The following is a 15,982-nucleotide window of genomic DNA, read 5'->3' as shown; positions in this document are numbered from 1 at the left end:
GTCGCGAGCGACCGCAATGGTCTCGAGCCCATTGCCCGGGCAAACTGCACACCAAGATGGTCGAGTACACCAACGTTAAGTATTATAACCCGGCCAACCGGTCAATGCTTTGGTCTTGCGCAGCGCGTAGCAAGTGGTGAAGGCCGGAGTAGCCCATCGGAGTGGCTTCGACAAAGGATCGTTTGGTCGGGATCCGAGCCAGCGCATTGGCGGGTACTGTCACCGACTCCGCATATCCGCCGGGTTCATGCCAGCTAGGTATCTTTATGTTCGCATAGCAGATGCAAATGTCTTTGCGGTAGGGGGGGCAGTGGTTGCAGTGTCCTCCGAGCCAGTCGACAGTGACGTGGTCGCCAACCGTGAAATCTTCTACCACATCGTCGAATTCTTCTATGGTTAAAGCGATTTCGTTCCCGGTGGTTAACGGACACAGATGCTACACACCGAGACAGTTAGCTGAACTTCGTCTCGACCCGGTGACAGCATTTCGACATCAGGCCAACCGCAAGGGCGCGCTAGCAGTCTGTATGTGGACAGCCTTAGAGTTAGCCATCAACTCGCCTGTTTAAGTCTATGTCCTAATGGGCTACAGGGTATTATAGTTTAATCTTGGCTATGGTTTAGTCGACTTGCCAATGCTTGACCCCATTGAGCCAGCCCGACCGCAGCTACTTGGGTTTGCCGGTCGATTACAGATTCGGCATGGACTCGGCGATCGCATGGAACATCCGGTCAATGGTCATACGTGCTAGGTTGATCCCGATGCAGTAATGCACGTTGGTGTCATTAAATCCCGCGTGGGGGTGGGATTACGCATGATGCTACAAGGCAAACGGATCGTCAACACTTTCTCATCGAAGTTGGCTGAGCGGTAAATCACAACCACTCGCTGGCCCTTCTTGATCGATACGCTGGATAACTCGTACTACTTTAGCACCGTTCGCTGGAAAGACATGACCAGGGTGGCCTGTCGGATGATCTTGTCGGCCGTGGTGCCGGGGGCTTTCTTGCTTGTACAGCTCCCACTAATCAGGGAAGTTGGTAAATTGCATCATGCTCTGCATGATGCAATTTCTGGTGTTCTCTTTACCGGCCGCCGTCAGCATAATGACTGAAAGGAGCCAAACTCGTCTTTGGAGAGCTTGTGGCCCTCGATATCGGCCTCAACCAGGTTGGTCACGATGACCTGACCGAGAGGCTTGGCCCTATCGGCGGCGATCTGCATCGCTTACATAATCAATTTCACCGATGTGACCATGGGGTCATTCGTGGCGAACTTGGGATCCTGGGCACCAACTGTCTGGTTTGACCAATGGAATAGTTTCTTGCAGTCTTCCTGGGGTACCACTCGGCAGGCCGGCGATTGCGGCTTGCCGTGACAATTCGCAAGACACATGTTCAACGAAGTCGCCGGAACTCTACAGATGCCGTAGCCGCGACGATGCGGCAGGCCCACTCGAGTCAGGTCATCACGCAGTTGCTCAGCGGCTCAGGGAATGAAACCGGGCGAGATGATTTTGTGCAGCCGAGTGTACTGCGAGGCGTCTATGTTGAGCAGAACCAACTTGCCCCTGCTGATTTGCTCGTCGTTCATGCCTTCTTGGTAGCAGGCCAGGGCGGTCTTTTCCAGGTTGGAGAAGGTGCCGCTGTGACAGTGAAACGTCCTTGTGCTTGGACACCACGTCAATAATCATCGTCATAAAACCCGCTCCTTCCGATTGGCTGCTCGTTTCATTAAATCGTTTCGGCTTGGCACATCTCGGCGGGTTCCTACACCGACAGCTGTTCGGTGTAGATTTCTGGGTCAGGAAAATCGAATCCGGGAGATTAAGTTGAGGAATTGGTTGGGTGGATTACTTGGGTTGATAGTATAGCCCACTTATCGATAGAACAATTCTTATGCCAATAAATCTATTGTTATACCCGGCTGGCAAGCATCAGAGCAAGACTACCAAAGCAAATGACAAGCGTTGCCGGTGATTTTTGGGTACGTCGTCCGTATTCTCCGTATGCATAGAAAAGCTAGTTAACAGCACCACCCCGCCTACCGACGTCGTTGTGCCGGTGACCCGGTTCTACAAGTCGGTCTTGTGGTGTGCGGCGCACTCGATATGCTTGGTGCACGCCACCGCCGGCTTGGTGGGGGTCAGGTGACATTAGTGCGAAGGGTGGAAGCATGATTCGCGAACTACTCGCCATCTCTGCGATCGCGAGTGGCGCGGTCAATTCGGCGCCGCGCGCGGCGGCTAATCCGCATTACGATGGCGACGTACCGGGCATGAGTTATGATGCTTCGCTGAGCGCTCCGTGTTTTAGCTGGGAGCGATATATTTTTGGACGAGGCCCCAGCGGCCAGGCCGAAGCGTGTCATTTCCCTCCTCCCAACCAGTTCCCGCCAGCAAACACCGGATACTGGGTGATTTCATACCCGTTATACGGAGTCCAGCAAGCTGGAGCGCCGTGCCCGAAGACCCAAGCAGCGGCACAGTCAGCTGACGGTCTGCCCATGCTCTGTCTGGGTGGTCAAGGGTGGCAACCGGGCTGGTTCACCGACAAAGGGTTTTTTCCGCCTGCAGGCTAACGACCAGCCTATTTTTGGAGATATGCGCAACGGTTCACCGATCCCGAGATGGCTGCGCTTTGTGCTGGTGTCTGATTGATCTAGTTTGGCGTGGTATGTCGGGGCCATCTTCTTCGTGTCGATGCTTGCCGTGTTGTCCCCATGACCGATCGTCACAGCCACGTTGTGGGGAGTCATTGGGCTGGCAGGGTTATGGTCGAGTTTACTTGGAATCGCCATGGCCGTTCGGGCTGAAACAAATATTGCAAATCTTGCGCTACGGTGCCGAGTATGCCGGAAAAATACTGGCGCAACCTAGCAAACCCACTGATGTCAGCTCCGGACCGCGCCGAAAAACCCAGGTCTTTGCCAAAGCTACAGTCGTACCGAAGATCTTGCAGCCAAAGGAGACGCAGATGACCTTCGATCCTAAAAACGCAGTCAACGCGGCCAGGGACATTGCGACTAATTTCGTCGAGAAGGCTTCGGACATTGTCGAAAACGTTAGTGACATCATCAAAGGTGACATCGCGGGTGGCGCCAACGATATCGTCCAGAACTCTATTGACATCGCCACTCACGCGGTCGACAAGGCGAAAGAAATCTTCATCGGCAAAGGTGAATACGACGAATTAGAGTAGCTGATAGACGGCGGCAGTGGCGACATTGAGTTCGTCCACCCTCATCGTAGTCTACCGGGTACTCCTTAACCCACCGCGTGATGACTGTGGTCGTCTTCTCCACCTTGGTGAATTGTCCGATGACCTGCCTGACTGGCTTGAACGCCACGCCGACGATTTCGTTCGTGTATATTGTGCGTGGTCTTAACGGCCATATCGGAAACCATGCACTGGTAGTGGAATACACGAGCGGCTGCGGGTGTTCCAGGCCTCGGTCCAGTCGTTGAGCAGCATCCGAGTCGGTTTGTCGGTGAAAGAACAGCTGTTGACGGTGTCGTAGCTGGTGGTCTTTATATATTTTTATATTATGCCGTTTGCTGGATTAGGGTGTTCGCGGGTTCCCCAACCATCAGCTACTGTGAGCCCGTCCACGCGTCTTAGGTGCCCTACAGGACCAGGTCCGCAGCGATCTGTTGGCGGCTGTCGATACCACACGCAGCCAACATCGATCTTGAAGCGATCTCCTTGACGACTTGTGGCTACAGCACAATTTGAGTCCACTTCACCGCAGTGTCCAACCCGTCTCGCTGTTCTAGGCGATGATGATGTCGACGTGTTTTTGAGTCTACGTGGGGAAGCCGCATAATGCGGCTACTTTGCGACTAGAGTCGTCAATGTGCTTGATCATGTCGGTGGTTGGGGTACCGGGCGCGTTGGCAACCATCGTCATCTTCGGGTGCCGCAACGTCATTTTTCGACCTGGGGAATGGCGATCGCCTCGGTCCAGCCGAGCAGCTGCAAACTGTCCTTGTCACTATCTTTGACTGGGACACCATGATCTGCGAGCATTTTGCGTGTAAAATCCAAATGTCCTTGCGACATCATCGAGCGCAGCGTTCATTCGGCGAAAGGTGGGAATCCATGCTCTCCTACTTGTTCGGGGTGACGATATCGCGACCCAGTAGGGGATGGTTGCGGACGTGCTCATCAATCCAGTTGAGCTCGGACTTTAGTTGTTCGAGTGTGAAACTGACCGCCCCAAGCATCACGAAACCGTCGACCTTGCTGACAGCGACGACATTGTGGCAGTGGGTGGAGGAGCAAATTCGAAATTCGATACCGAGTTTGTCACCAATGGCAGTGTGCATGCCTGCCCCTGGGGCGTTGGATCGATGCTAACTGAACTGAAACACGTTCTAGTTGAATATGGAGTGTCCTGACGGGGCCAGTGATTTTTGTTCCAGTGTGTCAAGCGCTATGGCCCTAGTCATCTGGGGCTGCGTCAAATCACCGGAGGTATGCTCAAACCGGGTTTGGTCAGGCGGACTGTAGATTGCGGTATCCCGGTCAAACCGGTGGCCTGGATCCTGACCACGAACAGCCTGAACTCCTAAGCAATCTATGATAAAGGACCCTAACGGTGGGGGAAACTTCGTCATCGAGTTGCCGTTATGTATTGGGAGTGCATGAAACTGTCCATCTGCACATCCACGTCCGGCGGAGTCATTCCATAGCTAGTCTGCAGCTCCAGGGTGTTACGAACGGGCTCTACGGCCCATCCGTGCGCAGCCAACCATTGCGCCGAGTCAGTCTTTGGCTCATAGGTGAGAGCGGAGAAGTCTACGTCACCAGAAATATTCACCCCCGGATGGGTCGCTTCCAGCGCGGCGAGTTGTTTGCGGTCTAAACGCGACCCCAAAGCGCCTACGGCAATTCGGCTGCCCGGTGCGCACAACTCGCCGATCCGAGTGAATAGGGCGCTTTGCGCGTCGTTGGTCAAGTAGGGCAACAGCCCCTCGACTGACCAGGCGCTGGATCTTTGCGGATCGAAGCCGGCTGCTTTCAATGCTCTGGGCCAATCGGCGCGCAGGTCGGCTGCTACCTCGCTCCTACCGGCGTTGGGTATAGCGCCTTGCTCGGCTAGCACGCGAGCTTTGAATTCGAGGACTTTCGGTAGATCGATTTCGAAAACCGTTGCACCGTTTGGCCATTTGAGGCGATATGCTCGAGAGTCTAACCCGGCAGCGACGATCACCGCCTGTCGTATACCTGTGTCACCAGCGGAGCTGAAGAAGTCGTCGAAGAACCGAGTTTGCACGCCGTAAAGGCGAGGAAACGCGGTCTCATTGAGGGAAGTTCCCGGGTTGGCCAGCAGATTCATCAAATACGGGTCTCGTGAAGCGGTAATGAAATACTTCGCGTATTCGTCGCGAACCAATGGTTGCGGCCCTACCGCGTGCAGTGCGCGCCAGCCTGCCACCAGTAGAGCGGTGTAACCCACACTGCTGACGATGTCCCAATGGTCGTCGTCGGAACGAAGTGACCCAAATTCAGGTGTGGCTGCCATCAACCCTTGACCACCGGGACAAGTTTCTAGTGTCTAGCAACCTTTGGCCTTCTCTCCACGTATTCACCAACGCCTCCAACGGTAAGGTACGGTCACAGCTCCAGCAACAGGGGGACGGACTGTTGTTGACCAATTCGACCTGCATGTCGGCGCCGAACACACCAATTTCCACCTGAGCACCCAGTGCCCGTAATGTCGCAGCGACAGACGAAATCAATGGCTCAGCGGCAGCACCCAGAGCGGCTGTGTTCCATGACGGCCGACGGCCCTACTACAGTATCAGCGTAGAGGGTGAAGTAACTCACCACCAGGATCGGTGCGTTAACGTCGGCAGCGGACTGTTCGTCAGCGAGAATCCGTGGATTCCAGAGCTTATCTGCCATCCGTAGTCGCCGTGCTGGCGGTCCTGACGATCGCCATCGTCGCTGTGGGTGAAATCCACGAACGTGAAAAGGTTTTGGAGGTCGGGCTGGATAGCTCCGACCACCTGGCAATCGAACTACATCGCTGCTGACGACATGCGTTGTACCAGAACCCACATAGTGCTCGAATACTGCCAGGCCTTCCTCAAGCCGAGTACAGGGTTACTGGGTAGGTCATTAGGTCTCTGTGCTGGCCGTATGATCGAAGGTGATATCTGGGAGCAAGTCATGGGGTGGTGCAGCGTGCGGTGGAGGCCGTGGCTGCTTGTGCACCGCAGTAATCAAGGTCGACCCGCGTCCGGGGTTGCCGAGTGTTATGCCGCAAAAGGTGGATTTCATCGAGCGTTATCTGTCCTAAGTCGTCGGCGATCGACCCGCAACATCCGATCGACGCTATACCCTGTATGACGGCCCGGAACGCCTGCTCAGTTTTGCCACCGTGCATGGTGAACACCATTCCCTGCAGCGAACTGGCCTGATGCTGTCGAACAGCGTTGATCATCAGCCGCCCCGTGTCTTCGAGCGGGAAGCTGCCGACACCAGTGCCAAACGCCACCAGCGCCCGCGAGCGTCAAACGAGCTCATTGGCCCTTGCGCAAGGTCGAACCGGTAGCCCAGGTGATGATTTCGGCTGCGGGCAGACCTCCTACCTCGATCGTCACTGTGTGAATCACGTAGTGTGTCGGCATTTCGCGTGCTGTGGTCTTCACCGCTTTTCCGAGTTCGATCGGCGCCTTCCGAATCGACTCCTGCTGCAGTTACGGCCTGCCGGCGCGAGCGATTGCCGTGGCAACGCCGCCACCGTGGCGCAGCTGGGATTGGCTGCGTTGGCGATCGCATCGAGCTTGCTCACGTTAGCTTGCCGCACCTTACTACTTGATTATCACCACATTGTCTCGCAGACCGGCGCCCGGGATCAGCTTAAGCGGGAGCGAGTGTGGATTAAACGCATACAGCCGCCAAATCAGTTGCCACCGAGGCTACGTACTTCGGCGCCACGATCAGAAAGGATATCCATACTTCCCCTAACTGACCGACCCTCGCACTGTCGCACAACGGTGATCGCTCGGCAGGAAAAAGCGTATCGTTAACCACGCCGCGCACCTCAACTTCGCCTACATGAATAACCATCCGCATCTCGATGTCCAGCACACCGATAGCGTTCACGATTTTGTTTGCTCAGGCGATCGCGGCACTGGTACTAGCGAACCTCGCAACACATCAGTTGCCTCAGTCGCCGGTGGTGTTGACTTCGTGACCGCCGAACCACTGCGATTCGTGTCGCACCATGGATGTTGTGGTTGTCCAGCAGGCCGCGCCACTGATTTATCACCGAGCAGCATGGCGCGTTCAGTGACGCCAACGATGTCGGTGAACACAATGGTGCTCAGTACGCGTTCGACCTCGAATCCGCCCCGCACACCAGTGATGAACTCTTCGATCTCGTCAAGCATCAACGCGGTGTCGCCACCCAAGTATATGAGGGCATCGGCGCCCGGTAGCTTGGACGAAGCGGGATCTAGCAATCTGCTTGGCCAGGTAAAGACCGTGCCCAACGGGAATGCAAGTCGAACCGACACGATGACGGATCAAGATCGGGACGCTAGTGCGCCCGAGGGTTTTCTCGTATGTCACCTTCTGGTCACGATCTTAGGAGACGGCGCTAGCCATGCTAGGTGGCCCCGTACGGTTGCTGGCCAGATCTCACCCAGGCGTGGAGCGCCGTCGTGAGCAAAACTCGGTGCGATGGTCGCCAACATGTCGAAACCCTGTTCCAACGAATCGGGTTCGAGCGCTACCGTCGTGAACGGAGTAGCACGATGCGGCCTGGGCGCCGACCGGGTAGTAAGGCGCCCCCAGTGTGTGCAGCACTGTTGACGACCGCCAAGTTGCGCACCCACTCGTGAGCGTCAGCGTCGAGCACAAGTTCGTTCATCGCAGGGAAACCTCAGCGCGAAGATCGTTGCCTGCTGGCATCCAACTGCGTTCATCACAGCGATCGCGTTCTCGGCCCAAAACGTCGATCTTGACAGGTTCATCGAAGGAAGCCGCGACGAGAGACCGACTCCGCGATGGTTAACTGGATCTGCCTCGCTGAACGAGGCTAGGCGTCGATGTAAAATCATACATTGGCGGCTCATCGTCGACCGAGTCGATCGGGGCGAACGGCTCCGACATGACCAGAAGGTCGGTCGGACCGCCACCAAGGATCTAGTAGGCGGTGTCCATGTCGCCGCACTTTGTCATAGCGAATTCTGTCACTTCGGGGCGCATTCGCCACGGCCCCAGGCTAGTTCATGCGTAGGCTAATGGTGGTGAGCGCACGTGCAGGCATCGTGGTCACTGGAACGGAAATCCTCACCGGCCGTGTCCGAGACAGAAATGGCCCTTGGCTCGCAGATCGGCTACTCGAGCTAGGCGTCAAGCTCGCACACATTACAATCTGTGGTGATTGCCCTGCTGACATCGAGGCGCAGCTGCGCTTCATGGCAGAGGCAGGCGTAGACCTGATCGTTACTAGCGGCGGCCTGGGACCCACCGCCGACGACATGACAGTCGAGGTAGTGGCACGTTTTTGTAATCGTGAGATGGTGTTGGATGTCGAGCTCGAGAACAAAATTGCCGCCATTCTCAATTCACTGATGACGCGCTTCAATCCCGGTGACTTTGAGGCGGTGCGCGCCGCCAACCGCAAGCAGGCGATGATTCCCGCCGGTTCGCAGGTGCTTGACCCGATTGGCACTGCGCCGGGTTTGGTAGTGCCGGGTAAGCCGACGGTGATGGTGCTTCCCGGACCGCCAAGTGAGCTGCAACCGATGTGGCGTCGCGCGGTCATGACCGCAGCCACGCGGGAAGCGATCGCCGACCGAACCATTTACCGGCAGCAGACCCTGCGGATGTTCGGCCTTTCCGAGTCGGGGCTCGCCGAGACGCTGCGTGATGCGCAGGCCTCCATCCCTGGCTTTGATGCGCTCGAGATCACCACCTGCTTGCGGCGCGGGGAGATCGAAATGGTGACGCGCTACGAACCGGACGTCGTCAACGTCTATGTGGAGTTAACGCAGTTATTGCGTGACCGGCACGGACATCAGCTCTATTCCGAAGATGGTGCTCGTGTGGATGATCTGATCGCCCACCTACTGGCCGGCCGGAGGATCGCGACAGCCGAATCATGTACTGCAGGGCTGCTGGCGGCACGGCTGACCGAGCGGCCTGGCTCATCTGACTATGTGGCGGGTGCCTTGGTTGCCTACTCCAATGAGGCCAAAGTTACGTTACTCGGCGTCGACCCGGCGCTGATTGCGGAGCATGGGGAGGTGTCCGAGCCGGTGGTCGAAGCGATGGCGGCGGGTGCGCTGCAGCGCTTCGATGTCGATACGGCCGCCGCGATCAGCGGAATTGCTGGTCCGGGAGGGGGGACTGCGGAAAAGCCAATTGGAACTGTCTGCTTCACCGTGATGCTTGCCGACGGAGGTCCGACGCTCACTCGGACACTACGGCTACCCGGGAACCGGTCCGACATCCGTGAGCGTTCGACGACCGTGGCGATGCATCTCCTGCGCCATGCGCTCAGCGATACCGATTCGGTACCGTGACTTCGGTTGGGACAGAAGTGGTTTTGGCAGTACCAAAGTGGATTCCAGTCGCGTCTTTGCTGGTCAGCGTCAGTATCGCGACGGCAAGTAAAACTGACACTATCGTACCGGTCAACGCGAAAGGGTAGCCGTGGGGCTCGGCCAGGTGTGCCTGGATGGGCAGCTTGAACGCCGCGAGCAAATTGCCGAGCTGGTAGGTGACGCCAGTGTAGAGGGCCACTAATGGCGTCCTGCGACATCTCGGTCAGGTGCGCGGGGATAGACACTCCACGCACCCTGCACACTGACTTGCATCAGGAAGGAGCCGAGGCACAACATCACCACGATCACCGCGGCGTGTAAGTAGGCGAAGAGCGGCACGATAGGCAGTGCTAGCAGCGCGCAGAACACGACGGTATTGCGTCGGCTGAACCGCTGTGACAGCGTGCCGAAGTGTAATCGGCCGATGATGGTGCCGATGTTGTAGACCATCACGATCCACTTGACGGTCGAGCTGGACAGGACGGCACCGTGGTTGGAAGCTGCTACCAAAATGTTGGGTAGATGTACTGGGTGCCGTGGCTCATCCAGGCTGGATGCGATCATCAGCAGCACCAGATAGGTGAACCGGCAGACGATCGCCTCGCAGCGAGGCACGTTACGGATTCTGGTGTTAGTCAGTAGTCAGCTGTATCCGGCCTGGACGGCTTCTCATACCTCGGATTCCTGCACCTGGTAACGGATGACCAGGCTAATCAGGGCCGGGATGATGCTTAGGCCGAACAACCATCGCCATGGTTAAGTGCAATCAATCCATCACCACCAGCGATGCCATACTTACCAGCAAACAGCCAAACGCGCTGTCTTCCTGCAGCAGTCCGGAGAAAAAGCCCCGACGTTCGACGAGAACCTTCTCCATCGCAAGCGCTGCACCCAGCCCCCATTCGCCGCCCATACCAATGCCGTGGAGCAACCGCAGGATCACCAGCACGGTGAAGTTTGGCGAGAACGTGCATAAGAATCTCACCACGGAATAGAACATCACGTCCAACATCAGCGGGAGTTGCCGACCGGTCTGGTCAGCCCAGAGCCCAAACAACAATGCGCCCACCGGACGCATGATCAGGGTGGCCGTGGTAGTGAACGCGACTTCGGCCTTGCTGTGGTAGACATTATTTGCGATGTCGTCATAGACGAACACCACGATGAAGTAATCGAAGCCATCCGTAGCATGGCCCAACATTGCCGCAATGAACGAGTTACGTGGATCACCAGTGATCACGTTGAATTGTCACGGAAGCATCGTTGCGTACACGAAGCGATGGCGCATGCGCGACTTGCCCGAGTACGTTTCGGATACATGAGAATCATGGATGTCGACGGACACGTCGGCCGAGAATTCTTCACTGGTGATTAAGCCATCAAGCGTTGACTTAATAGCGTGAAACCCAGTACCGACAGGCGGCTGCGGTTGACCCTCGAAGGCCGCAACTACCCCTGAAGACCAGAGGCTCCAGCGCTGGTTGCCAGCCCGAGCACGAAATTATCAAGGTACCCGATATCAACTGCAGGTCGGCCGAGGGTGTGCTGAGAGATGTGGACCGCGAGCACATCGACATGATGGTGTTGTATCCCAGCCTCGGGTTCTGCATACTCAGACTCGATGACCCTGATTTCGCTACCAGATTAGCCCGATTCTACAACCAGTGGATCGGGGATTATTGCGCGCCGACAAACGGTTGGTTGCGTGGTGGTGGTGTGACCTCCATGGAACGCGGCCAGGTGGCTATCGACATCACGAACGGGGTCAAGGAACTTGGGATCGCTGTGACTTTGATCCCGCCGGTTCTGAACGCTAGCAACCTCGACCACCCCTACCTCGGCCCGTTTTACGCAGCCACCGTAGAGCGTGGGATGGCGATCAGCATTCACGCCCGGTATCCATTTGCCGCAGATTGGTGTTGACCGATTCAAGAACTACATCTAGGTGCCCTGCATTAGCTTTCCGTTAGACTGGGTGACGGCGATTACTGCGCTCGTCTCAAACGGAGTGGTCGAGCGCCATACGCAGTTGCGAGTCGTTTTCATGGAAGTCGGTGCGGGTTGGTCCCATTCTTCATTGATCGCCTGAACGATCATTACGATGAAGTGGGAAAACTAGGTTGAGAGCGGTTGGCGCTGTGATCCGCGCGGTTATCTGACCGAAGGCAACATCTGGGTTACCTGTGAGCTGAGAGAGCCGATCCTGCCCAGCGTGGTCGACGTGCTCAGTTCCGACTTAATCATGTTCGCCAGCTACTACCCGTATTGGAACTGCGAATGGCCGGAAAGCACCAAGCTGCTGCGTACCCGCACCGAATCAGCTACGAGGCGCGCGTAAAGATTGGCTGGTTGAATGTGCAGCGTTTCTACGCTCTGTATTAGAGCGTTCGATGGCAAGATCTCCCGCCGTGGGTCCTTTTCTTGTTCGCGCTGCGTTGACCAGTTTGGCGTTGTGGGTGGTCACCCAGTTCGTCCACGGCCTGAGCTTTGTCGGTGGCAACACGACCTTGCAGAGAGTAGGCATCATCTTCGTGGTGGCGGTGATCTTCGGTTTGGTCAACGCGATCATTAAGCCAATCGTGCAAATTTTGTCGATCCCGTTGTACATTTTGACCCTCGGCTTGTTTCACGTCGTCGTTAACGCGTTGATGCTGTGGATAACGGCCCGAATCACGGGGAACACCACCCACTGGGGATTGCAAATCGACCACTTCTGGTGGACTGCAATCTGGGCTGCGATCGTGTTGTCAATTGTGAGCTGGGTGCTGTCGATGCTGATTCGAGGTGCTGGGCGCCGCACTTGCGACTGAGAACTCGGGGTCAATGATCAGTCGCTGACAAGGCGCACCACGTCGCGTGCGCACCCCCACGATAAGGTCACGCCGCTGCTGCTGTGGCCGTAGTTGTGGATGTACCGCACGGACCCACTCAGCTCAACCTCCACCCGCGGCGACGGACGGTCTGGCCGCAACCCGGTAATTGTCTCGATCACCGCGGCCTCGCCGAGCCGTGGTTCGATTCTTCGGCAGCGTTGCAGGATTCGGTCAGTCACCGCGGGGTCTGGGGTGGTATCCCAGCGGCCGGGGATACTGATGCCGCCGCACACCACGCGCAGAGGGTGGGGGAAGTAGCAGATCCATTCCGAACCGTTATTGACTTCCAAAAAGAGTTGCTGCAGACCGGGATTTGTGAGGACTACGTGTTGACCAAACAATGGACGCACCGTGTCATCGTTCGCGAGGGCTGCTGCGCCGAGACCAGTGCAGTTAACAATTATCGGTGCAGTGTCTGCGGCCTCAGCTAGCGACCGTACTGAACGAGTTTCGAGTTCGCAGCCGGCTGCCGCCAGTCGCGCTGTCAGGTAATCGAGGTATTGGGGCATATCGATCATTGGCATGGTGCCGAAAAACCCGGCACCGAAGCCGTCAGGGAGATCGGCCAGGTCCGCCGGCCGCAGGTCGGGGATCAGCTTGGCAGCAAGCCCCATCGCGTTCGCCCCGGGTAAATCGCCAACGGTCAACGCTGGCGCCATACGCACCCCGGTGCTGGGGTCGTTAGCCAGTTCACGAAATATCTGCAGTGAGTGTCCTGTCCAAGCCAGCGATGTAGAGGCACGTTCCTCTGGCCGTGGCGGTGCCCATACCGCCCCCGCCACCGCGGAGGTCGTCTGCTGTGGCATTGCGGCAGCCCACAGCTGCACCGGCCATCCCGCTTCGGCCAGACAGACGGCCGATGTTAAGCCACTCACGCCGGCACCAATGACGACAATTTGTTGCCCGTTACTTGCCATGGCAGCACCGTAACCGAGAAACCGGTTCAGTTGTCTGGGTGTGGCCAGTAGCGATCAGGACCGCGGCACTTGCTGGCCGTTTGAGGCGAGCAGCCCATTGAGGATCCCGAGATTGCTTTCCAGTTGGATTCCTGCGATCGGCCCGGGGAGATCCGTTGATACGGTGGTGTTACTCGTTTGCTGCCAGGGCTGGCAGCCGGTGGTCTTGAATGCTTTGTTACTCGCTTCAATCTGCACAATCTTCGGCTTTTTGCTCATGGCGTTATCGATAGGGCCATCGGGGTTGTCGATCCGCTTCCAATAACATGTCCCGTTGCCGACAGGTCCGGCGGAGCTGTACGTGCCGGGCGCGATATCGGTTCCCACCGCATATGTGCCATCGTGGTCGATGGTTGTCTTCGGTGCAGACGGCGACTGCGGATCGGCGCCGGCAACACCCGTCGACGCAGCGCAACTCGCAGCTATCACACTCGCAACGACAAATCTCGCCGCAGCAGGTGCTGCTGTCAACCACATAGCACCCCAGCGTACCTGGTGTGCGGGGGATTTCGAACCGCTGGGACGCCGGGCTCAGTTTGCTGCGGTGCCGTGTGGCCGTCAGGCCAGATCGAACCGGTCAGCATTCATCACCTTGTTGCACGCAGCGATGAAGTCCTGCACACAACTTCTGCTGCGCGTCATCAGCGCCATAGACTTCGGAAATCGCGCGCAACTCTGAATTTCACCCGAATGCCAGGTCCACGCGGCTGCCCGTCAATGCACGTTTCCGTTGGCATCCTTGCTCTCGTAACTTCCGTCGTCGGTTGCCGACGGCGAACACGTCGTGCTCATGTCGAGCAAATTCACGAAGAAGTCGTTGGTCAAGGCGACTTTTGAGGACCCAGAGGTCTTGGTGAACACGTCTAAAGGCGAGTGCTTGTAGTTCGTACCGCGTACGTGCAAAACCCAAAGAACACCGTCATCTCGGGAGTGCTAAGCGTCAAGAGATTAAGATTTAGCCTTGTCGATTAGCATGTGTTCCGCCGGCAACGGGTTACCTTATTCTGAGGTAGTTGTGGAAGTCATTTGCCTTCGGCTCGAGTATGGCAAAGGATTCCACATCGGTCTGTTCTTGCGACGCATCCGCGCGGCTCAGCCGGAAGAGCACCATAAATAACGGGGGTCCAGTGGTTAATGCCACCTTCTTCATTGTGGTGTACCCGCCGAGCACGATAAGGCCAGCGAATAACACCTTGGTATTACCGGTCGCAGAGGAATTGAAAGATTTTTGAATCCCTTACCAGGGTGCGTATCATACGTGCTAGTTTGTCGGGCTCATAGATCTCCCACCCAGCTTGTTGCTGCAGGAGGATACGATCGCCGTTGGCACCGCCGCGGTTATCGCTACTGCGGAACGACGCAGCTGCCCATGTGGTGGAAACCAGTTGCGAAACAATCAAACCCGACGACAGGATCTGGCTCTTTAGGGCGGCTATGTCGGCTGCATAGATGAGGTCGTACATGATGGTAGGGATGGGGTCTTGCCGCAACAGGACTTTCTTGGGAGCTAGCCGGTCTGAGGTAGCGGACGACCGGCCCCATGCCTCGGTGGATCAGCATATGCTAGGTCTTGGCGAACTTGTCGGCCAATTCCTACGATGCTCCAACCAGCAGCGTATAATTCATTCGTAGATCGGGTCGAACCGCATCGACAGGTCGGTCGTCAGCATGGCTGGGGGTACGTTGCCACGCTGCTGGGATGAGTTGAATTAGGTCGGGAATGGTGCCGCACCGGCACCGTCCCTTACGCTGTACTGCCAGGCCCCAGCGTGACTTTTCGTCAACTCCATACTTGTTGCCGTACAAGGATCTAAAGGAAGCTGTTGTCTCACTTCGTCGGAGTGGATGTAACACACTCATCTCGATGCCGCTGGTGATCGCGTCCTTGTTCACACCGGTGCTAAAGGAACTCTTCCAGTTGAGGCCCATCTCCTCCAACGGAGCGGCCTCGGGCTTGGGGCCAACCAGTTTGGCGTCGCCGGCGTCGTGGGTCTTTCCGAACGTGTGGCTTTCGAAGGTCAGCGCAGCCGTTTAGACTTCATTCATCGCAATGCGGCCGAATGTCTCGCGGATACCCACCGCCGCGGCGATCGAGTCCGGATTGTCGTTGGGACCCTTCGGGTTCACGTAAATTAGACTGCGCCGAAAATTAAAGCTCTCTTGAGGCGCATGGATTCCAGTGCGCAGTTGCCGGCTAAGACGATCAGGTCGGCCCACGAGAAGCTTCTTGCTGTATTTTCTTCTTGACCGGCCACAGCAGCCGGCGAGCCTTGTTTAGGCTGGCGTTGTCGGGCCAGCTGTTGAGCCACGCGAACCGCTGCCTACCGGCCCCGGTGCGCCGCGGCCTTAACTTTGATGCGGTAGGTGTCTAAGGTGCGTGTCACGCCATCCGGATGAACAACGCCCATAGGGCCGGCTACGGTGGGATGTTGATGCAGAATCTTGAGAATTGAGCTTGTTCGGCCACCAGTCCTGGTTCCTGTCGCCCTCGACGGGATCTTTATCTTTCTGGACGGGGCATTTGATGTGACCGATAACCGGGGCCGCCGCTCTCAACGTTTTCCGTGTTGGCTTCATTAATGGGCGG

General features: G+C 57.0%; 11 protein-coding genes and 8 pseudogenes. 6 read left to right on the top strand and 13 right to left on the bottom strand.

What is annotated here, in order from left to right; all coding sequences use genetic code 11:
- Positions 1-82: 82 nt before the first annotated feature.
- Entirely contained in the window at positions 83-433 is a 351-nt protein-coding gene (locus tag ML_RS19390; RefSeq protein WP_081439366.1) for an alcohol dehydrogenase catalytic domain-containing protein, read from the bottom strand.
- A gap of 238 nt (positions 434-671) precedes the next feature.
- Positions 672-1,841 (bottom strand): annotated as a pseudogene (locus ML_RS10360) (cytochrome P450 family protein); the annotation flags it as partial.
- 335 nt (positions 1,842-2,176) lie between these two features.
- Between ML_RS10360 and ML_RS10355 the strand changes: the two are divergent.
- The 3 genes and pseudogenes from ML_RS10355 (at position 2,177) to ML_RS14400 (ending at position 3,201) form a co-directional block, all read left to right on the top strand.
- Positions 2,177-2,581: a hypothetical protein gene (locus ML_RS10355; RefSeq protein ID WP_010908678.1), complete on the top strand. Its 405-nt coding sequence runs from the start codon at positions 2,177-2,179 to the stop codon at positions 2,579-2,581.
- Positions 2,582-2,666: 85 nt separating this feature from the next.
- Positions 2,667-2,884: pseudogene (locus ML_RS16475) on the top strand (hypothetical protein); the annotation flags it as partial.
- A gap of 92 nt (positions 2,885-2,976) precedes the next feature.
- The gene (locus tag ML_RS14400; protein ID WP_041323882.1) at positions 2,977-3,201 is read left to right on the top strand and encodes an Rv1893 family protein; all 225 of its coding nucleotides are present in this window, start codon (positions 2,977-2,979) and stop codon (positions 3,199-3,201) included.
- Here the strand turns inward: ML_RS14400 and ML_RS10345 are convergent.
- The 7 genes and pseudogenes from ML_RS10345 to ML_RS10315 all read right to left on the bottom strand — a co-directional run bounded on the left by ML_RS10345 (position 3,193) and on the right by ML_RS10315 (position 7,885).
- A pseudogene (locus ML_RS10345) lies at positions 3,193-4,328 on the bottom strand (nitronate monooxygenase). The gene ML_RS14400 and the pseudogene ML_RS10345 overlap by 9 nt on opposite strands.
- A 287-nt stretch (positions 4,329-4,615) precedes the next feature.
- Positions 4,616-5,527 (bottom strand): class I SAM-dependent methyltransferase, encoded by a 912-nt coding sequence (locus ML_RS10340; protein ID WP_041323116.1) that lies wholly within the window; start codon positions 5,525-5,527, stop codon positions 4,616-4,618.
- Positions 5,528-5,642: 115 nt separating this feature from the next.
- Positions 5,643-6,014: pseudogene (locus ML_RS10335) on the bottom strand (D-aminoacyl-tRNA deacylase); the annotation flags it as partial.
- Between the two features lie 335 nt (positions 6,015-6,349).
- Positions 6,350-6,830, bottom strand: a pseudogene (locus ML_RS10330) (macro domain-containing protein); the annotation flags it as partial.
- Positions 6,831-6,891: 61 nt separating this feature from the next.
- Positions 6,892-7,116, bottom strand: coding sequence for a hypothetical protein (locus ML_RS10325; protein ID WP_049769846.1), 225 nt, complete (start codon positions 7,114-7,116; stop codon positions 6,892-6,894).
- Complete coding sequence (locus tag ML_RS10320; protein WP_145985204.1) at positions 7,113-7,475, bottom strand: hypothetical protein; 363 nt, start codon at positions 7,473-7,475, stop codon at positions 7,113-7,115. Before ML_RS10320 ends, ML_RS10325 begins: the two co-directional genes overlap by 4 nt.
- A 269-nt stretch (positions 7,476-7,744) precedes the next feature.
- Positions 7,745-7,885 carry a hypothetical protein gene (locus tag ML_RS10315; RefSeq protein WP_156511824.1) on the bottom strand — a complete coding sequence of 47 codons (141 nt, stop codon included), beginning with the start codon at positions 7,883-7,885 and terminating at the stop codon, positions 7,745-7,747.
- A gap of 379 nt (positions 7,886-8,264) precedes the next feature.
- Between ML_RS10315 and ML_RS10310 the strand changes: the two genes are divergently transcribed.
- Positions 8,265-9,545, top strand: coding sequence for a competence/damage-inducible protein A (locus ML_RS10310; protein ID WP_462138025.1), 1,281 nt, complete (start codon positions 8,265-8,267; stop codon positions 9,543-9,545).
- Here ML_RS10310 and ML_RS10305 read toward each other — a convergent pair.
- Positions 9,520-10,819 (bottom strand): annotated as a pseudogene (locus ML_RS10305) (MFS transporter). The gene ML_RS10310 and the pseudogene ML_RS10305 overlap by 26 nt on opposite strands.
- A 65-nt stretch (positions 10,820-10,884) precedes the next feature.
- Here ML_RS10305 and ML_RS19385 point away from each other — a divergent pair.
- Together ML_RS19385 and ML_RS10295 are read left to right on the top strand one after the other, a co-directional pair.
- Positions 10,885-11,948, top strand: a pseudogene (locus tag ML_RS19385) (amidohydrolase family protein).
- Positions 11,949-11,974: 26 nt separating this feature from the next.
- Positions 11,975-12,376 (top strand): phage holin family protein, encoded by a 402-nt coding sequence (locus ML_RS10295; RefSeq protein WP_162618277.1) that lies wholly within the window; start codon positions 11,975-11,977, stop codon positions 12,374-12,376.
- A gap of 17 nt (positions 12,377-12,393) precedes the next feature.
- Here the strand turns inward: ML_RS10295 and ML_RS10290 are convergent, their stop codons facing one another.
- The 3 genes and pseudogenes from ML_RS10290 to ML_RS18095 form a co-directional block, all read right to left on the bottom strand.
- Positions 12,394-13,356 (bottom strand): FAD-dependent oxidoreductase, encoded by a 963-nt coding sequence (locus tag ML_RS10290; RefSeq protein ID WP_010908672.1) that lies wholly within the window; start codon positions 13,354-13,356, stop codon positions 12,394-12,396.
- A 54-nt stretch (positions 13,357-13,410) separates the two neighbouring features.
- Positions 13,411-13,872 carry a lipoprotein gene (locus ML_RS10285; RefSeq protein WP_010908671.1) on the bottom strand — a complete coding sequence of 154 codons (462 nt, stop codon included), beginning with the start codon at positions 13,870-13,872 and terminating at the stop codon, positions 13,411-13,413.
- An 81-nt stretch (positions 13,873-13,953) separates the two neighbouring features.
- Positions 13,954-15,976, bottom strand: a pseudogene (locus tag ML_RS18095) (peroxidase family protein).
- Positions 15,977-15,982: the final 6 nt, after the last annotated feature.

It is taken from the genome of Mycobacterium leprae TN, assembly GCF_000195855.1.
GTDB lineage: Bacteria > Actinomycetota > Actinomycetes > Mycobacteriales > Mycobacteriaceae > Mycobacterium > Mycobacterium leprae.
This window is presented reverse-complemented; position numbering and strand designations above follow the sequence as displayed.

Excerpts from the sequence above, each read along its gene's own strand:
- ML_RS10290 (WP_010908672.1), bottom strand. The coding sequence starts at position 13,356 with ATGGCAAGTAACGGGCAACAAATTGTCGTCATTGGTGCCGGCGTGAGT.
- ML_RS10285 (WP_010908671.1), bottom strand. The coding sequence starts at position 13,872 with ATGTGGTTGACAGCAGCACCTGCTGCGGCGAGATTTGTCGTTGCGAGT.
- ML_RS14400 (WP_041323882.1), top strand. The coding sequence starts at position 2,977 with ATGACCTTCGATCCTAAAAACGCAGTCAACGCGGCCAGGGACATTGCG.
- ML_RS10340 (WP_041323116.1), bottom strand. The coding sequence starts at position 5,527 with ATGGCAGCCACACCTGAATTTGGGTCACTTCGTTCCGACGACGACCAT.
- ML_RS10355 (WP_010908678.1), top strand. The coding sequence starts at position 2,177 with ATGATTCGCGAACTACTCGCCATCTCTGCGATCGCGAGTGGCGCGGTC.
- ML_RS10315 (WP_156511824.1), bottom strand. The coding sequence starts at position 7,885 with ATGAACGAACTTGTGCTCGACGCTGACGCTCACGAGTGGGTGCGCAAC.